This is a genomic window from Xanthocytophaga flava, assembly GCF_030068545.1.
Lineage (GTDB): Bacteria > Bacteroidota > Bacteroidia > Cytophagales > 172606-1 > Xanthocytophaga > Xanthocytophaga flava.
The window spans coordinates 17,076-34,140 of the sequence record NZ_JASJOR010000048.1 but is presented as its reverse complement, the minus strand read 5'-3'; the positions used below and the strand labels follow the sequence as shown (position 1 = coordinate 34,140).

Below are 17,065 nucleotides of genomic sequence, written 5' to 3'. Positions count from 1 at the left end.
CTCGTTGTACAATCAAATAAGCTTGTCTTTTCTGGCACTTAGTAATTGGCTGAAACTGCTGACAGGGGAAGATTTCTCAAAATTTAGATCTTGAATAAAAAAAAGATAGTATTTTGGATCGCCGATTTAAAATTGTCGTTTAAATAGTCGTTTCTATTTAATTCCAAAATCTTTGGACCATCGTTCACTTTTATATCAAAAAGCTTCACTGATTACAAACTATGCAGATTCAAATTGAAAAAGGAAAGTATTATAAGTGGGTAGTAAGACTATGGATATTTTTCCTTGCCGGATTTCTACTATTTCTTCTCTATCTCTGGGCTGTCAGTAGTAACCTATTTGGATTGTTTGGCGAATTGCCCAGCTTTAAGTCTATTGAAAACCCCAAAAGCAGCCTTGCCTCTGTTGTATATGCTATAGATGGAACTACCTTGGGTTCCTATTACCGTGAGGAAAACAGGAACTCAGTTGACTACAACCAGCTTTCTCCTAATATTATCCATGCGTTGGTTGCCACTGAAGATGTTCGTTTTGAGCAACATTCAGGCATCGACTTTATTGGTGTTTCAGCCATTGTCCCCTATCTGGCCATTGGCAAACGCAGAGGTTCCAGTACCTTAACCCAACAGGTAGCCCGAAATCTTTTCCCATTGAGACGTGAAGAAATGCAGGGTGCTATTAACAACATTGTTATTGATAAAACCAAAGAATGGCTTACTGCCATACAACTGGAACGTAGCTATACCAAAGAGGAAATTCTAACCATGTACCTCAATACGGTTGACTTTGGTAGCCGGGCCTTTGGAATAGAATCCGCTTCCAGAACCTTCTTCCAGACAACCTCATCGAAACTTACCATTCCTCAGGCTGCCATGCTGGTAGGGATGGTTAATAACCCATCTTTCTTTAGTCCGGTTCGCCATCCGGAACGAGCATTACGTAAACGTAACTTTGTGCTCTCCAAAATAGCCGAACATGGCTTTATTACAGAAGCTCAGCTAGCCAAGTTCGCAGCAGAGCCATTGAATCTGAAATTCCGTCCGGAAAACTCAACCCGTGGACTTGCTACCTATTTCCGGGCTGAACTGGAAAAAGAACTGCGTCAGATTGCCCGCAAGCACGACAAAGATTTATATACAGATGGCTTACGCATCTATACTACGATTGATTCCCGTCTGCAACGGTATGCTGAAGAAGCAGTAACAGAGCAAATGAAAAAGCAACAGGCAAAGTTTTTTGCCTACTGGAAAAAACGTAATCCATGGACTACACCCGGAGGGGCAGAGATCAAAAACTATGTAGAGAATATAGCCTCCCGTATGCCACGCTTCCAGCAGTTACTGGACTATTACAATGGCAATGAAGATTCTGTATGGGCAGAATTACGTACGCCTGTTCGGATGAGTGTATTCTCATGGGAAGGAGACAAAGATACAGTCATGAGTTCCCTTGATTCCATTGCCTACCATAAGAAATTCCTGCAAACTGGCTTATTGGCTATCGAACCTAGCACAGGACAAGTCAGAGCGTGGGTAGGCGGAATAGACTTTCGCCACTTTCAGTATGACCATGTAAGACAGGGAAAACGCCAGCCTGGCTCTACCTTCAAGCCTATTCTGTATGCAGCAGCTATTGACAATGCAGGATACAAACCCTGTGATCGCGAATGGGACCGTACCATCACCATTGATGGTTGGACAGCCGAAAACTATAGCCGTACGTTCAGTGATTCACTGGTAACCCTACGAAATGCGTTAGCCCGTTCACTGAATACCATACCCGCACGCCTTACCCAGAAAGTCGGAGCTTCTATGATTGTTGAATATGCCAAACGTTTAGGTATAAAAAGTCCACTGAAACCCTATCCTGCACTTTGTCTGGGCACAGAATCAGTGAGTATGTATGAGCTGCTGAGTGCATATGCAACCTTCCCAGCTGCCGGAGTATGGCACAAACCGCAATATCTGGTACGTATAGAAGATCGCAATGGCAATGTATTGGAAGAGTTCCACCCTCAGGAACAGGAAGTGATTGGCGAAGAGACAGCGTATCTGATGACATATATGTTGCGGGGCGGTGTAGAAGAGCAGGGTGGTTCGGCTCAGGCCATTCGTCAATACAAATTTTCTCATGGCAATGAAGTAGGAGCCAAAACCGGTACTACCCAAAACTATGCAGATGGATGGACAGTAGGCATTACGCAAGATCTGGCAGCAGTTGTATGGTTTGGAGGAGATGATATGAATATTCACTTCAGAGATGGTAGCGGAGCGGGTTCCAAGACAGCCTTACCTATCTTTGCAACCTTTATGGAAAAAGCGTTTTCAGATCCATCTGTAGGACTTCAGAAAAAACCATTTACCAAGCCCAGAGTATTGAATACGGAACTGGATTGTCAGAAATATACGGAAGCCCTGCATCAAGTCGACTCAACCCAGTATCCTGTCAATACTGCCACACCGGATTCGTTGCTTGATCCATCTCTCCGGTAAAATTCACACTGTATACGTTTATCTCTGATTTATAATCTGTATCATCTAACTCAATTTACTATTTATGTCAGTACTTCGCCAGCATGCCGAGCAGCAATTTGCTGAAGAACTCGCCGAATTAAAAAAACAAGATAAAGGCACACTTCCTCCTAACTGGTATTTATCGCCTGCTTCTGTGGTAACATACCTGGTAGGTGGCAAATTAAAAAACGGCTTCGAGATTTCGCCTAAGTATATTGGTTCCCGCCGTCTGATGGAAATTGCGGTTGCTACACTTACTACAGATCGTGCTTTATTGCTATATGGCTTACCCGGAACAGCCAAATCATGGGTATCAGAGCACTTATCTGCTGCTATATCCGGAAACTCTACATTATTGATTCAGGGAACAGCAGGCACTGGTGAAGAAGCCATTCGTTATGGATGGAACTACGCTAAATTGCTCGCAGAAGGTCCATCTGAGAATGCATTGGTGGTAACACCTATGATGATGGCGATGAAAGAAGGAAAGATTGCCAGGATTGAAGAATTAACCCGTATCACAGCCGATGTACAGGACACATTAATTACTATTCTGTCAGAGAAAACAATGCCTGTTCCTGAGTTAAATACAGAGGTTCAGGCTATCAAAGGATTCAATGTCATTGCTACGGCAAACAATCGTGACAAAGGTGTCAATGAACTATCCGGAGCCTTAAAACGACGTTTCAATACAGTAATCCTGCCTGTGCCAGGTAATATGGATGAGGAAATCGACATTGTACAAAGACGTGTATCCAGCCTTTCCAAAACGCTTGAATTGCCGGCAGAGGCACCATCCCTGAAAGAAATCAAACGGGTAGTAACTGTTTTTCGTGAGCTTCGGGCTGGAGTTACACAAGATGGCAAAACAAAAATAAAAACCCCAACAGGCACTATGAGTACTGCTGAAGCGATTTCTGTTGTAAACAGCGGACTTGCCCTGGCAGCACATTTTGGAGATGGCACACTCAATGCAGAAGATCTGGCAGCGGGTCTGGTAGGTGCAGTAGTTAAAGATCCCGTACAGGATAAAGTAGTATGGAATGAGTATCTGGAAACTGTTTTGAAGACACGGGAAGACTATAAAGACCTCTATAGGGCATGTAAGGAAATCACTCTTTAATAAGACTTCTGATACTATTCTTAAAGCATTATATTTCTATTGGTTATCTTTAAATTTTACAATTATTTTTCACAAAGTGCCTCTATATGAGGCATTTTGCATTTAAATACAACATATAGTATACCTACTGAAGCAACTTGTAAACAAAAATGTTCGTATAGACGAAAAGGAACCCCGCTTTTTTTGGTTTAACTAATCAACTAAGTTTTGCGCGAGTTTTACACTTTTCTAGCAATTGGAATAGGTGTACTTTGTAGAGTGTATAAAGCTATTGTCGGCAGGTTTTCTTGTCGTGAATGATATGAAAAGATAGATAACTAGTAAAGAAGTTTAAGCTATCAGTCTCTGCTGGTAGTACTATAGGCAATCCAGAAACTAAAATTTTTTCCATGCATACCAGACGAAATACATGAAGCGGAGATGGGTCATCCATGTTATATTTTGGTGTTCGTCATGGCTGTTCCAGTGCTATGGTCAATCGGCTGCTATTGATAGTCTCAAACATTTGTTGCGAAATCCTGCATTAACAGATACACTGGCAATTATTTATAGAATTGAATTGGCTTATCAGATAAATTATGCCAAAACAGATACAGCCTATATGCTGGCTACGGATGCACTACGGTTAGCTCAGCAAAAGAAATATACAAAAGGAATTGCCCGTGCCTATCATGCACTGGGTTATATTCATTCCTGGCAAGGCAATGAGATCAAAGCGCTGGATTCGTATCTGAAAAGCATTCCTTTGTTTGAAACAGTCAATGACAAAAGAGGCTTATCAGTCAGTTATAGTGGCATTGCCAAAATTTACGAACAACAACAACAGATAAATCAGGCATTAAAATACTACCAAAAGGCATATGCACTGGCAGTTGAGTCCAACTTTAAATCAGAAATTGCTCAGCAACTGGGTAATATAGGCGTCATTTACAATCAATACTATCATCGCCCGGATACTGCGTTAACACTCCTGAAACGAGCTATTCAAGGGAGTGACGGTAGCAATAATCAGTGGACACATACTTTCCTGCTTGAGAATATGGGCTATACGTATTATGCCAAAAAGCAATATACACAGGCTATACAGATTTTCTCTCAGGCATTAGCCCATAGCCATCAATACAATCAACGGCTTAATCAGGCCTCTGTACACAAAGCACTGGCACTTACATTTCGTGATCAGGGAGATCTTCCACAAAGTATGCGGCATGCATTGACAGCAATGGACATTGCACGGGAAATAAAAGACAATAATCTGATCAGAGGCTGTGCCTTTCTGCTTTCTACTCTTTATGAAAGAACGAGAAATTTTGAGAAAGCACTGATGTATCAACGCATCGGGGAGAATGCAAAGGAACAGATCTATAACACAGAGAAAACCCGTATTCTGAATAATACCCAGACCAAGTATGACCTCGAAAATCAGCAAAGGGCCATTGCATTACTGAATAAGGAAAAGCTATTGCAGAATCAGGAACTGGAGCAGAAAACATTTGAACGAAATGCCTCTATTATTGGTAGCATTCTCATTACCATTATTGCAGGATTATTTTATTTAAATTTCAGACACCAGCAACGCAATAACACCCTATTAACAGAAAAGACAAACGAGATAGCCAATCAAAAAGAGCAGCTCCTGACATTAAATGCTACCAAGGATAAATTATTTTCGATTGTTTCACATGACATCCGTAGTCCACTTAACTCGATGGAAGCGACACTCCTTTTATTGGAAGAAGGCAGTCTTTCCAGCGAAGAACTAGCTATCATTCTTCCTGAGCTACGTAAAAAAGTGCACACAACCTCTGATCTCTTGGCCAATATTCTGCAATGGGCCAGAAGCCAGATGGAGGGAATTATAACGCAATCAGAACCTATTCTTGTATGGGAAGTTGCCTGTGAACAGATCAACTCATTTCAGAGTGCAGCCCAGGAAAAAAATATTACGATCACAAATCTTATTGCTCCTGGAGCCACTGTTTTTGCAGATCGTAATATGGTAGCGTTGATACTACGCAATCTGATTTCCAATGCGATAAAATTTACGCCTCAGGGCGGAAGAGTGACTCTTCAGGCAGAAATGCAACAATCGCATCTGGTTATTTCTGTTCAGGATACAGGTAAAGGCATGACCCATGAACAGAAAAGTCGTTTATTTGATATGAAAACGCATTTTTCTACTCATGGTACAGCCAATGAAGCTGGTACTGGATTAGGATTACTACTTTGCAAGGAGTTTGCAGAAAAAAACAACGGTAGTATATGGGTTGAAAGTGAACCCAACCGAGGTAGTCGTTTTTTTATTTCACTGCCTGCTGCATAATCACTTCAAAACCATTACATTAATCCTTGTAATTTCACATATTGCAATAAGATAATTGTTTTCCCATCTCTAATCTCTCCGGATTCCATCATAGCTAACGCTTTCTCAAAATCTATCTCCATCACTTCTATATTCTCCTGTTCTTCATGTAATCCTCCTCCCTCTCCTATTTTCTGATCTTTGTTGTATTCAGCCACAAAAAAATGCAGGATTTCAGTAACAGACCCAGGTGACATATAGGCTTCAAAAACTTTTTTTACCTCTTTTACCTTAAATCCAGTCTCTTCTTCTGTTTCCCGACGAATACAATCTTCTGCATTATCTTTGTCCAGCAGTCCTGCACAAGCTTCGATCAACATACCTGTAGGATTACCGTTGATATAGGTTGGCATACGAAACTGCTTTGTCAGAATCACTGTCCGTTGCTCTTTATTATACAGCAGTATGGTAGCTCCATTTCCTCTATCATATGCTTCGCGGGATTGTGTCTGCCAGCTTCCATCTTTCTGCTGAATTTCAAAATTTACCTTCTTTAAGGTATACCAGTTGTTGGATAAGATCTCGGTATTATTGATTCGAATGGCTGGTGTCATAGAAGTATATGATTGATTTTGATTTTTTATGATTATATTTGATCAAATATACTTACATTCCTATGAGTTTTCAAAATCGGAAACAAACTATTCTCAGGTTATTGGAAGAAAAAGAAGAAGTAGAAGTAAAAGAATTCGCTCAGCTTTTGAATATTTCTGAGATAACCATCCGAAGAGATTTAATTCAGATGGCATCTGAAGGACTTCTGCATCGGACACATGGTGGAGCTATGCGTTTAAGTCTGGTTCAAAACCCTGTTACATTCAGTAATAAAACAACCACAAATGCAGAGCAGAAAGATAAGATCTGCCGTGTGGCTGCTCAATTCATTCAGGAAGGCGATATAATTTTTATGGATTGTGGCAGTACAGTCTTCAGGCTTTGTCCGTATATTCGACACAAGAAGATCAAGGTGATAACCAACTCTTTACCTGTTGTGTATGAGCTACAAGGTTCATCTGTTTCTATCAATCTTATTGGAGGAGAACTGGATGTGGAACGGCAAGCGATACACGGAAGTATAGCTGAAGAACATATTAAACGTTACCAGGCAAATCGCGCTTTTATAGGAGTAGATGGTATTTCGCCAGAGAACGGATTAAGTGCACTGAGTGAAAAAGAAGCCTCTATTACGCTGACAATGGCAGCTCACTCTGCTCAGGTTTATCTTCTCTGCGATGCAACAAAGCTTGGTCAGGATAAATATCTTCAGTTTGCGGGATTAGACATAATCCATACATTGATCACAGATGCAGATCTGAAAAAGGTAAAGCCCTATCAGGATCAAGGGCTACAGGTTATTTGTGTTGAATAAGGTTGATACACCATTTTTCATATTCTATACAACTGAAATAGCCCTTTACCTGAAATTGGTGGGTTAACCTGTTAGGATATAGTTGCTTTGTACATAACTTATTCTCAAAAGGTCTATGAAAACAGCAACACATTCTCTTGATTCCAAATTTGCAGGGCTGACACTCCTATTGGCTCCTGTGTTATTACTGATTTCTACTTTTTTCTGGGAGGGTAAAGAATACGGTGTAACAGGTGGTACGATCCTGGTTATCGCATTGGTATTCTGGATTCCTGCTCTGTGTGTTCTTTACTATTTGCTTAGGGACAAAATGCCTTATGTATCACGTATTGGTATAGTTGTTAGTATATACAGTTGTGTGGGAGGCATCAACTTTGGTTTTGTGGGAGTATATTCTGCTATCTTTTCTATCTCCCACCAAACCTATCTGGAAGGCTTTTCACACTATCCGGTAGCCTCTAATCTATTGCTTTTCTGGCCTGGTCCTTTGTTTGTCATCAACCTCTTTTTCCTGGCTATCAGCTTAATCAGAGCCCGGACGATTCCAATCTGGACGGGTATATTACTTTGTGTAGGTACACTGACTTTCCCTGTTAGCCGTATTTTACGCATTGAATTACTAGCCCATTTTTCAGATATACTCATGGCTATTCCTTTACTCTACCTTGGTTGGGCCTTTAGCAAAACGTCAATATTCAATCCTCCTAAATCCAATCTTTCACCTTCTGTATGAAAACTATTTACACCGTTTTTCTCTTTGGGTTAACTACTTTTATCGGTCTGCGATCTCAGGCGCAAACACCTACATCCCAGACATTCGCTACAAAAACTATTTTGGCGATCTTTGCCCATCCGGATGATGAGGTAGCAATTTCGCCTGTTCTGGCTCGCTATGCATGTCAGGGCACAAAGGTTTATTTGGCTATTGCCACAGATGGCCAGCAAGGGGTAACACCTCATGCAAAGATTCCGGCAGGTGATACGCTGGGGAAAGTTCGTCGTGCAGAAGCCACTTGTGCCTGTCAACAATTAGGGATTAAACCACCTGTATTCTTTGGATTACAGGATGGAGGATTGTACTCTCTGGAGACATTACAAGTTTTACACCAACACATTGTCAAATTATTCACAGAACTAAAACCAGATGTTGTGATTACCTGGGGACCTGATGGAGGGTATGGGCATGCAGACCATCGGATTGTAAGTGATGTGGTTACGGAAGTTTTTCAGAATGGTGCAAATAATGGGTCACAACTACTTTATACAGCCTTTCCCAAAGAAGCCATGCAGAATATGCCACCAATGAAAACATTTACAGGCAAATGGCTAAGTCAATCTTTTCATACCACTCTGACCAAATATCTAACGTATCAGATTGCATACGAGGCTATAGATCTGAAAACAGCTCGCACATCATATGCCTGTCATAAGTCGCAGTTTACACCAGATGACATGGATGAAATCTTTCTGCTGATTGGGCAAACCAAAGGGAAAGCCTATTTACGCCCCTGGAATGGAAGCAGCAAAATACAGGTAGACCTCTTCAAATAAAGCATATACTCCAGATGAAAAATAGTTTCAGGCAGTTTCGCTTTTTTCTATTTCAGGTAATTATTACCCTGACTATGGATATGGCATTTGCTGCTTTGATCTATTTTCTCATTAAGGGCTTTACCACACTCTGGCAGGAAGTACCCAAAGCCGGACAGGATCAGAGTTATGTGTGGATTATTCTTGGAAATAGTCTGGAAGCGATAGCCACTGTTATTGTAATCAGGCTTTTTCAGCATGTAGACTTTCAGATCCGGAAACAATGGCTCCGATACATTGTGCTTGGGATATTCATATTCATTATTACCCAACTAATTAATAGTCTGGTGTATCACTTCGAAACATTACAGACAGCACCTTTTGCAGGTAATTCATTGCGCTGGCTATTTGGAGCTGGTATTGTTTCGTCAGGGCTGCTTACCTATACCTTTGTTAAATACGATGAAGGTCGGAATCAAAGGATTACAGAACAGCAGCTTCAACTACTTAGACTCGAACAGCTAAAGACTCAGGCAGAACTGGATGCTTTGCAAGCCAAAATCAATCCACATTTTCTCTATAATGCACTCAACTCACTGGTTACTCTTATAGAGCATGAGCCTAAAAAGGCTATTAAAATGGTGATCTTGTTGTCCCGATTCTTTCGGTATAGTACCACCACTCCCAATACATTATTTCATACCTTATCCGACGAAATCGAACTTGTACGGACATATCTGGAAATTGAACAGGTTCGTTTTGGCAACCGATTGACTTATCATATTGACATTCAAACTAATTTCTTGTTTAAACAACCCATCCCACGTTTTCTGCTTCAACCTTTGGTAGAAAATGCAGTCAAACATGGAGTCTCTAAAATCTCGAATCCGGGTATCATTCTGTTGAAAGTGAAATCAGAAAATAACCAGCTTATACTGTCTGTTCACGATAATGGCCCTCTCTTTAGTAACAATGTTGGCTTTGGCTATGGATTACAATCTATCTACGACAAACTAAAACTCCTCTACAAAGAAAAAACAGATCTGGTTATCACCAATGATCCGGATAAACAGGTAGCTATTCATATCGATTTGGGAAGGATCAATACACAGATACTATCTGAATCTATCGACAACAAGTATTCCTATGATTTACAGAACCATTTTGGTAGATGATGAACCTCTGGCAATTCAACGTCTAAGAGGACTTTTACAAAAGTATGATACATTCTTTCAGGTAGTTGGAGAGGCTTCAAGTGGAAATGCAGCTTTGCAACTTATTGAGCAATACAAACCGGATATTGTGTTTCTTGACATTGAAATGCCAGAAATGAATGGATTTGAGCTTCTTCAAAAGCTTACCCATATTCCTATGGTCATATTTGCAACAGCGTATGATGCGTATGCCATTAAAGCTTTTGAAGAAAATTCGGTAGACTATCTGTTGAAACCGATTGAAGAAGAACGTCTGGCCAAAACAGTTGAAAAAATAAAGAATCTGAAAAGTACACCCCAGTATTCCATCTCTCAGCTCAATCAGTTACTAACCCAGTTTATTCCTAAAAAAGAGATCTTTTCGCTGACAGTAAAATGTGGGGATCGGTTTATGGTGATTCCGCTGGAGGATGTAAGCTATTTTCAGGCAGATGACCGCTATGTGTTTTTATATACATTAGGCTCTCAACACTATATCACAGATCTGACAATTAGCACGCTGGAAGACAAGTTGCCAGAGTATTTTATACGTATCAGTCGTTCAGTCATTATTAATTACAAACAGGTCCGGGAAATCCAACGATATTTTGCAGGCAAACTGGTAGTACTCATGCGGGATAAAACAGAAAGCCGGCTTCAAACCGGCTCTCATTATCTGAACAATCTCAAGAAACGCATGGAAACGATCTAACTTTCTGCACCTTCTTTAATTGCTCTTACCATAGCAACAACAGAATCCAGATCATAGTATTGGGAAGTGATCTCACTAAGAAAAGCAAACTCAGCCTCAGCCTTTTCTGTAAACATATCAGTTGCGGTACTCTCTAGGGATACACTTATACCTTTTGCTTTCACTCGTTGCAAATCAGATAACAAAGACTCAATCACAAATTCATCACACACCAAAACAGGCATTTGCGCGAAATAATCTATTACAGTGTCTAATAATACATCCGATGTTTCACTTTGTTTTATTCCAAGTACTTCCTCTGATTGAAAATAACACCAACTGCTTTGCACAATTGATTGGCACCACATCTCCATATATGCTAGGTTGTTGAAGAGCTTTAAATCATCAATATCCCAGTACAAAGGTGTATCATATCCAACTCCCTCTCCAAACACAATTAAAGGCAGATCATACTTATTAACTGATTCAATCCAGGATTTTATATCACTATCCTTCCAATGTAAGTTAGCTAATTGTACATGTACATTGACATAATCAGGTCGCAATTCTGACCAAACTTTTTTAAATGCATTTGTATCAAACGAATCGTCAAAGTAGGAGTACCAATGTTCATGAATACATAGCTTTGCGTTTGAGAGGGATTTTCTTATTCTTATCGCCTCTTCATAACTTATCGCACGGCTATCATATTTTTCAACCGGATCATCTTTTTTTAATCTATTGACTGTTATTCCAATAATATCCACTCCTACATCTTCCAGATATTTCGCTTCTGCTACAGAACTAACACGGTTAACTTTACAAATCATTTACTTATTCCTCAGAGTTAAGCCAGACAACTTTCTGCTCTGACTGATGAGATTGACCAATTACATCTTTGTACAATTCAGGACGGCGAGCTTTCCGGTAACGATATCCACCTGCCTGTTCCAACTTCTCACGGATACAGGTAGCCACTACTACATCATCACCCAGATTACGGCATTCGGCTATAACATCGCCAAAAGGGTCCAGAATCATCGAACAACCATTTTTCAACTGGTCATCATCCATCCCAATCGGATTGGAAAAAATGGCATAAATACCATTATCATATGCACGGGCAGGAAGCCACTTCATCAGCCAGGCTCGGCCTTTCATGCCATCAAACTCTATCCGCAGTGAGGTTGGATCCGCTTCCCGGTTCTCCCACAACTTTGGATCTACAAAGCCAGCCCCCGGACGAGTAGAAGGTGTACACATAGTTACATGAGGCATAAAAATAATATCTGCTCCTAACAAAGCGGTTGCTCTTACATTTTCAATCACATTGTTGTCATAACAAATCAGAATGCCACATTTCCAGCCATATAAATCAAATACTACATACTGGTCGCCAGGCAACAGATGAGGATTGATAAATGGATGCAACTTACGGTATTTAGCAACCAGTCCATTACTATCTACACAAACATAGGCTTTGAAAAGCTGATCTTTTTCGTCCTTTTCAAAGAGTCCGGCCAGTATGGCTACATTGTATTCTCTGGCGATTGCCGTTAGCTTCGCAATGCTTTCCCCTTCAGGAATTCTTTCTGCCAGATCCAGCATCTGCTCTCTGGACAGATGGCGGGCAAAGGTGTACCCTGTAATGGAACATTCATGAAACGCCATAACCTGAGCCCCTTGCTCAGCAGCTCTGGCCGTCAGCTTTCGGATAATACCTAAATTGTATTCTTTGTCTCCACTCTTGTTTTCAAATTGTGCGGTCGCAATTCGGAGATTCTGCATAGTTGTAAAAATGGTTAGCTGGAAAGATCAATGAATGCATGAAAATAAAAGACGCCAGCTAAAAAACCTCACATCAGAGAAATTCTATTTTATAAAAATAGGAGTTACTCCAAATGTTGAGGAATAAATAACAAATGAAAAACAATGGAGCTACAAAGAGTGTGAAGTATCCTTTACTCATTAAAGGTAGTGTAGGTGTGTAAGGCTTCTTTCTGTGGCAAGGAAAGCTGCTTATCTTGTTCCATATCTTTTGTAAAAAAAGGTTTTTAGGGAAGGTGAAACTGGTTCAAATGGAAGGAGCTGGTTCGAACATCCGTTCGGACCTAGATTGAAAGCAACGTCCGTTGCGTTGGGACAAAGAGATCCTACATGTTCAGGCTTGTGATAGTATCCAACAAGGTTTTACCCACCAAAGCAGCAGATGCTCAATGCTGTCACCTTAAGAAAACCACTCAAACTACCTCACCTGTCCTCCTGTAAGGATCTCGTGACAAACAGAGTGGCGTTTACTTTCTGAGAAAAAAGAATTATCACCAATCGGAAAGGCCGCCGGTCTTGTCACGAGTTTCTTGCAGAAGGACAAAAGGGGATTGAAAAGGTAAAAAATAGATCTTTCCCTAAAACCTTCATTTCTGGAAAAGTTATGGGACACGATAAGGGAAAGCCCCGGCTTTGCGCGGGGCAGGATCGGCAAAAAGTGCCTTTTTTTGGTTATCACGCCGTGGCGTGACAAAAAAGTGATACGGTGATAAGAAGAGTGATGTTCTGGACTTTAAACCAACTTGGAAAATGAAGAGGCCGCAAGAAGAATGATGATTGGGACTGTAAGTCAACTCAGCTAGAGAGATTCCTTAAAAATTAACCCAAACCATACTCTTTTCAAAAGCATAAGTTTGGGTTATAAGACTCACATTCAATAGTAGAAATGAAAGCAGCTTATTTGCTATTCATAATCTCTTCAATCTCCTCAGCCTCCACAGGAATAGTAGCCATCAGGTCAGTATTTCCGTTCTCAGTGATAAGGATATTGTTTTCCAGACGGATACCCAAACCTTCTTCCGGAATGTAGATACCCGGCTCACAAGTAAATACCATACCAGGTTCAAAGCGACGGTACTTGTTGCCCACATCATGCACATCGAGTCCAAGGAAGTGAGACGTTCCATGCATGAAATATTTCTTATACAACGGATTATCCGGATTCTGTTTTGCAACCTCATTTTTGTCCAGCAAGCCCAGTCCAATTAACTCGCTTTCCATGATCTTGCCTACCTCTTTGTGGTATTCATCCCATAAGTTTCCGGTCACAAGCATCTTGGTTGATTCACGCATTACCCGTAGCACGGCATCATACACCTGACGCTGTCTCGGTGTAAAGCGCCCATTCACAGGAATACTTCTGGTCATATCCGCTGCATAGTTGGCATATCCGGCACCCACATCCAACAAGATTACATCTCCATCCTTGCAGGGTTGATTATTTTCTACATAGTGCAATACACAAGCATTAGCTCCTGACGCGATGATAGGAGGATACGCAAAGTTGCCTGCATTGCGGATAAACTCATGTGCAAATTCAGCTTCAATTTCATATTCCAATACACCCGGCTTCGTAAACTTCAATACTCTGCGAAATCCTTTTTCAGTGATATCACAGGCATGTTGCATCAGTTCTATCTCTTTTTCTGATTTGATAGCTCTCAGGTTATGCATCAAAGGAGCCACCCGAACATAGTTGTGTAATGGAAAACGATCTTTGCAATACTTCACAAATCGTGCATCACGCGTTTCCACTTCTACTACAGCCCGTGTGTGTTCATTGGCATTCAGATAGATGTTGTCACACTCAGACAACAAAATCTGCAACATAGGCAAAAACCGATCTGTCCACTGAATATTTGTAATACCAGACGCTTCTGTAGCCTGAGGTTTTGTTAGTTTAGCCCCTTCCCAGATAGCAATCAGTTCACTGGTCTCACGCACAAAGAGTATTTCACGAAACTTCGGATCAGGAAAATCAGGTGCAATGATTAAAACAGTTTCTTCCTGATCAATACCAGATAAATAGAACAGATCGTTATTTTGACGGAAGCCCATAGTGCCATCGGCATTGGTAGGCATTACATCATTGGAATGGAAAATAGCAATACTCTTAGGTTTCAGGAGTTTTGCAAAATTTTCTCTATTTTTAATAAATAATTCTTTGGGGATAGGCGCGTACTTCATTTGTGATTATAGTTTGGCATTATTCTGGAGATCTTCCAGTCCTGTGGAAGGAAATCGCAAAAAAGCATATAATCAGAGTGAATCACAAGTATTTCTTTACCCAATGTAATTATTCTCTAAAAATTACTTTTAAGAAGACCTGTAAAGACATGAACAACTATCGGATGCGATTATCGGGCCTGGCCTGTGGGTTATTTCTCCTGATGTCATCATGGGCATCAGCTCAGCAAAAGTACTGGATCACATTTAAAGACAAACCCGTTTATTCTGCTAATACATGGATTTCGCCTCAGGCTGAGCAAAACAGAATGCAGCAGGGACTCGCAGTTTATCAGGATACAGATGCTCCTGTTAACCCGGCCTATATCCGGCAGCTAAAAGATCTGGGTATTGAAACACAGGTTACATCCAAATGGCTCAATGCAACATCAGCGTATCTTGATGAAAAGCAACTACAGGCAGTAAAAAAACTTCCTTTTGTACAGGAGATCAATGGTATAGATAGCCGTCTCCGAATTTGCAGTGTCACAGATGGACAGCTTACGCCTGAGATTTATAGTGTAGTATTAAATCAGATCGGAGCTAAAGCCTTTATAGAAGAAGGTTTAACAGGGAAAGGAATAAAAGTAGGCATTATTGATGTGGGTTTTTATGGCGTTGCAACAAGCGCCTCTTTGCAACTGATTCGGGACGAGAACCGCATCAAAGACACTAGAGACTTTGTAAATCCTAGTCATACAGAAGATTTCTTCAGCATGGAAACTCATTCAGACTACCATGGTGCGGAAGTACTACAACTGGTAGGAGGATACAATACCAATCAAAGAATGGAATTTGGTATGGCTACAGGAGCTACTTTTTATCTTGCCCGCACAGATCATGGAGTAAGAGAAACACGTACGGAAGAGGATAACTGGATTGCAGCCATCGAACGAATGGATAGTCTGGGAGTACGTCTGATTAACACATCATTGGGATATGCAATGGGATTCTCTAATGCAAAAGAAAACTACAAACCCTCTGAAATGGATGGAAAAACAAGTAAGATCAGCAAGGCAGCTCAAATTGCAGCAGACCAGAAAGGCATGTTGATTGTGGTTTCAGCAGGCAACGAAGGCGATGACCCAAACTGGCGGATTATTTCTACTCCAGCAGATGCACAAGGTGTATTATCTATAGGCGCTACAAAAGCCAAATCCCGTGACCGGATTAGTTATAGTAGTATTGGTCCTGACTTCCTACCCTATCTGAAACCCAATGTATCCTGCTTCTCTCCTAATGGTACTTCTTTCTCCGCACCTGTTATTACGGGTCTGGCAGCCTGCCTGATGGAGAAAAATCCAAAGCTGACCAATAAACAACTTATGCGGATCATCGAAAAATCAGCTCACTTGTATCCATATGGCAATACGTATATCGGATATGGCGTACCTGATGCCCGAAAGGCACTTCAGCTTGTAAAAGATTCTACAGCCAAAGTAAATACCATCCGGGAGATACACACGTCAAATAAATCATACGAAGTGCAGACTTCAGACCCAGATGCCGAACGAGCTGTTATATTCCATAAAAAGACAGCCCAAGTGGTATCGAAACAAGAAGTACTTGCCTTAGTAAACAGTCGCTTAACACTACATCGTCAATCAGATGAAAAACGCACAACCGTTGATCTTGGTAGTGAGGTGATAGAAATTTTCTGGGAGGATAAATAATAACACTAGTATTTATAACATATGAGTCATCCCAAATTTTGGATGTGAATCTTATTAGGACCTATACTTTTGAAAAGAATATAGGTCCTGATTTATTTTTAAGAGCTCTCTCTTCCTGAGTTTATTGATAGTCCACTTGATCATTGTTACACTGGCCTCTTCATTTTTTGCTTTATTCTTCCAAAGTTAGTTTAAAGTCCAGAACATTACTCTCCTTATCACCGTGTCACTTTTTTGTCACGCCACGGCGTGATAACCAAAAAAAGGCAAAAAATTCCAAAGCTTCGCCCCACAGGGCCAACGCTAGGCCCGCGGAATTTTTATCCCTACACACCTACACCACCTTTCGTGATTAATGTCACCAGTATTCTCTTTGTGGCTTAACCTTTTTCTATTGTTCTTTAGAGTATTCTACTCTCAAGAATAACGCCCTGATTGGAATTAACATCCAAGAAATGCGTTCGTGGAATTTGCTATAATTGGTTGCTTTGCGGTGAATTCCGATCACTTTTTCTTCTTGCAGTGAACTATGCGCAAGAAGAAAAAGTGATCGGAGTT

Annotated in this window: 13 protein-coding genes; 9 read left to right on the top strand and 4 right to left on the bottom strand. The window is 40.8% G+C overall.

The features are described from left to right. The first annotated feature begins 221 nt into the window (after window positions 1-221). The 3 genes from QNI15_RS36600 to QNI15_RS36590 all read left to right on the top strand — a co-directional run bounded on the left by QNI15_RS36600 (window position 222) and on the right by QNI15_RS36590 (window position 5,959). Window positions 222-2,492 carry a transglycosylase domain-containing protein gene (locus QNI15_RS36600; protein WP_314036945.1) on the top strand — a complete coding sequence of 757 codons (2,271 nt, stop codon included), beginning with the start codon at window positions 222-224 and terminating at the stop codon, window positions 2,490-2,492. 64 nt (window positions 2,493-2,556) lie between these two features. Further along, a complete protein-coding gene (locus QNI15_RS36595; RefSeq protein ID WP_313983594.1) occupies window positions 2,557-3,636 on the top strand; it encodes an ATP-binding protein in 1,080 nt (359 codons plus the stop codon). Window positions 3,637-4,045: 409 nt separating this feature from the next. After that, window positions 4,046-5,959, top strand: coding sequence for a tetratricopeptide repeat-containing sensor histidine kinase (locus QNI15_RS36590; RefSeq protein ID WP_314036943.1), 1,914 nt, complete (start codon window positions 4,046-4,048; stop codon window positions 5,957-5,959). A gap of 14 nt (window positions 5,960-5,973) precedes the next feature. Here QNI15_RS36590 and nudK read toward each other — a convergent pair whose 3' ends face one another. Next, complete coding sequence (gene nudK / locus QNI15_RS36585; protein ID WP_313983590.1) at window positions 5,974-6,552, bottom strand: GDP-mannose pyrophosphatase NudK; 579 nt, start codon at window positions 6,550-6,552, stop codon at window positions 5,974-5,976. A 62-nt stretch (window positions 6,553-6,614) separates the two neighbouring features. Between nudK and QNI15_RS36580 the strand changes: the two genes are divergently transcribed. The 5 genes from QNI15_RS36580 to QNI15_RS36560 all read left to right on the top strand — a co-directional run bounded on the left by QNI15_RS36580 (window position 6,615) and on the right by QNI15_RS36560 (window position 10,802). Then, a complete protein-coding gene (locus QNI15_RS36580; RefSeq protein ID WP_314036941.1) occupies window positions 6,615-7,367 on the top strand; it encodes a DeoR/GlpR family DNA-binding transcription regulator in 753 nt (250 codons plus the stop codon). A 115-nt stretch (window positions 7,368-7,482) separates the two neighbouring features. Beyond that, complete coding sequence (locus QNI15_RS36575) at window positions 7,483-8,100, top strand: hypothetical protein (protein ID WP_314036939.1); 618 nt, start codon at window positions 7,483-7,485, stop codon at window positions 8,098-8,100. After that, the gene (locus tag QNI15_RS36570) at window positions 8,097-8,918 is read left to right on the top strand and encodes a PIG-L deacetylase family protein (RefSeq protein WP_314036937.1); all 822 of its coding nucleotides are present in this window, start codon (window positions 8,097-8,099) and stop codon (window positions 8,916-8,918) included. The genes QNI15_RS36575 and QNI15_RS36570 overlap by 4 nt, the downstream gene beginning before the upstream one ends. Before the next feature lie 14 nt (window positions 8,919-8,932). Beyond that, complete coding sequence (locus QNI15_RS36565) at window positions 8,933-10,072, top strand: sensor histidine kinase (RefSeq protein WP_314036935.1); 1,140 nt, start codon at window positions 8,933-8,935, stop codon at window positions 10,070-10,072. After that, window positions 10,044-10,802 (top strand): LytR/AlgR family response regulator transcription factor, encoded by a 759-nt coding sequence (locus QNI15_RS36560; protein WP_314000234.1) that lies wholly within the window; start codon window positions 10,044-10,046, stop codon window positions 10,800-10,802. Before QNI15_RS36565 ends, QNI15_RS36560 begins: the two co-directional genes overlap by 29 nt. Here the strand turns inward: QNI15_RS36560 and QNI15_RS36555 are convergent. From QNI15_RS36555 to QNI15_RS36545, 3 genes are all read right to left on the bottom strand, one after another. Continuing rightward, on the bottom strand, window positions 10,799-11,611 hold the full coding sequence (locus QNI15_RS36555; protein WP_314036932.1) for a hypothetical protein: 813 nt from the start codon (window positions 11,609-11,611) through the stop codon (window positions 10,799-10,801). The genes QNI15_RS36560 and QNI15_RS36555 overlap by 4 nt on opposite strands. A 4-nt stretch (window positions 11,612-11,615) precedes the next feature. Further along, complete coding sequence (locus tag QNI15_RS36550; protein WP_314036930.1) at window positions 11,616-12,569, bottom strand: nitrilase family protein; 954 nt, start codon at window positions 12,567-12,569, stop codon at window positions 11,616-11,618. A 936-nt stretch (window positions 12,570-13,505) separates the two neighbouring features. Further along, window positions 13,506-14,795, bottom strand: a complete 1,290-nt coding sequence (locus QNI15_RS36545) for an aminopeptidase P family protein (RefSeq protein WP_314000228.1) — start codon at window positions 14,793-14,795, stop codon at window positions 13,506-13,508. Window positions 14,796-14,944: 149 nt separating this feature from the next. Here QNI15_RS36545 and QNI15_RS36540 point away from each other — a divergent pair, with 149 nt between their 5' ends. Beyond that, entirely contained in the window at window positions 14,945-16,507 is a 1,563-nt protein-coding gene (locus QNI15_RS36540) for a S8 family serine peptidase (RefSeq protein ID WP_314036928.1), read from the top strand. The last annotated feature ends 558 nt before the right edge of the window (window positions 16,508-17,065 follow it).

Bases quoted from the DNA above. Each gene is read 5' to 3' on its own strand.
- QNI15_RS36590 (WP_314036943.1), top strand. From the start codon at position 4,046: ATGAAGCGGAGATGGGTCATCCATGTTATATTTTGGTGTTCGTCATGG.
- nudK (WP_313983590.1), bottom strand. From the start codon at position 6,552: ATGACACCAGCCATTCGAATCAATAATACCGAGATCTTATCCAACAAC.
- QNI15_RS36565 (WP_314036935.1), top strand. From the start codon at position 8,933: ATGAAAAATAGTTTCAGGCAGTTTCGCTTTTTTCTATTTCAGGTAATT.
- QNI15_RS36580 (WP_314036941.1), top strand. From the start codon at position 6,615: ATGAGTTTTCAAAATCGGAAACAAACTATTCTCAGGTTATTGGAAGAA.
- QNI15_RS36540 (WP_314036928.1), top strand. From the start codon at position 14,945: ATGAACAACTATCGGATGCGATTATCGGGCCTGGCCTGTGGGTTATTT.
- QNI15_RS36575 (WP_314036939.1), top strand. From the start codon at position 7,483: ATGAAAACAGCAACACATTCTCTTGATTCCAAATTTGCAGGGCTGACA.
- QNI15_RS36600 (WP_314036945.1), top strand. From the start codon at position 222: ATGCAGATTCAAATTGAAAAAGGAAAGTATTATAAGTGGGTAGTAAGA.
- QNI15_RS36550 (WP_314036930.1), bottom strand. From the start codon at position 12,569: ATGCAGAATCTCCGAATTGCGACCGCACAATTTGAAAACAAGAGTGGA.
- QNI15_RS36555 (WP_314036932.1), bottom strand. From the start codon at position 11,611: ATGATTTGTAAAGTTAACCGTGTTAGTTCTGTAGCAGAAGCGAAATAT.
- QNI15_RS36560 (WP_314000234.1), top strand. From the start codon at position 10,044: ATGATTTACAGAACCATTTTGGTAGATGATGAACCTCTGGCAATTCAA.
- QNI15_RS36545 (WP_314000228.1), bottom strand. From the start codon at position 14,795: ATGAAGTACGCGCCTATCCCCAAAGAATTATTTATTAAAAATAGAGAA.
- QNI15_RS36595 (WP_313983594.1), top strand. From the start codon at position 2,557: ATGTCAGTACTTCGCCAGCATGCCGAGCAGCAATTTGCTGAAGAACTC.
- QNI15_RS36570 (WP_314036937.1), top strand. From the start codon at position 8,097: ATGAAAACTATTTACACCGTTTTTCTCTTTGGGTTAACTACTTTTATC.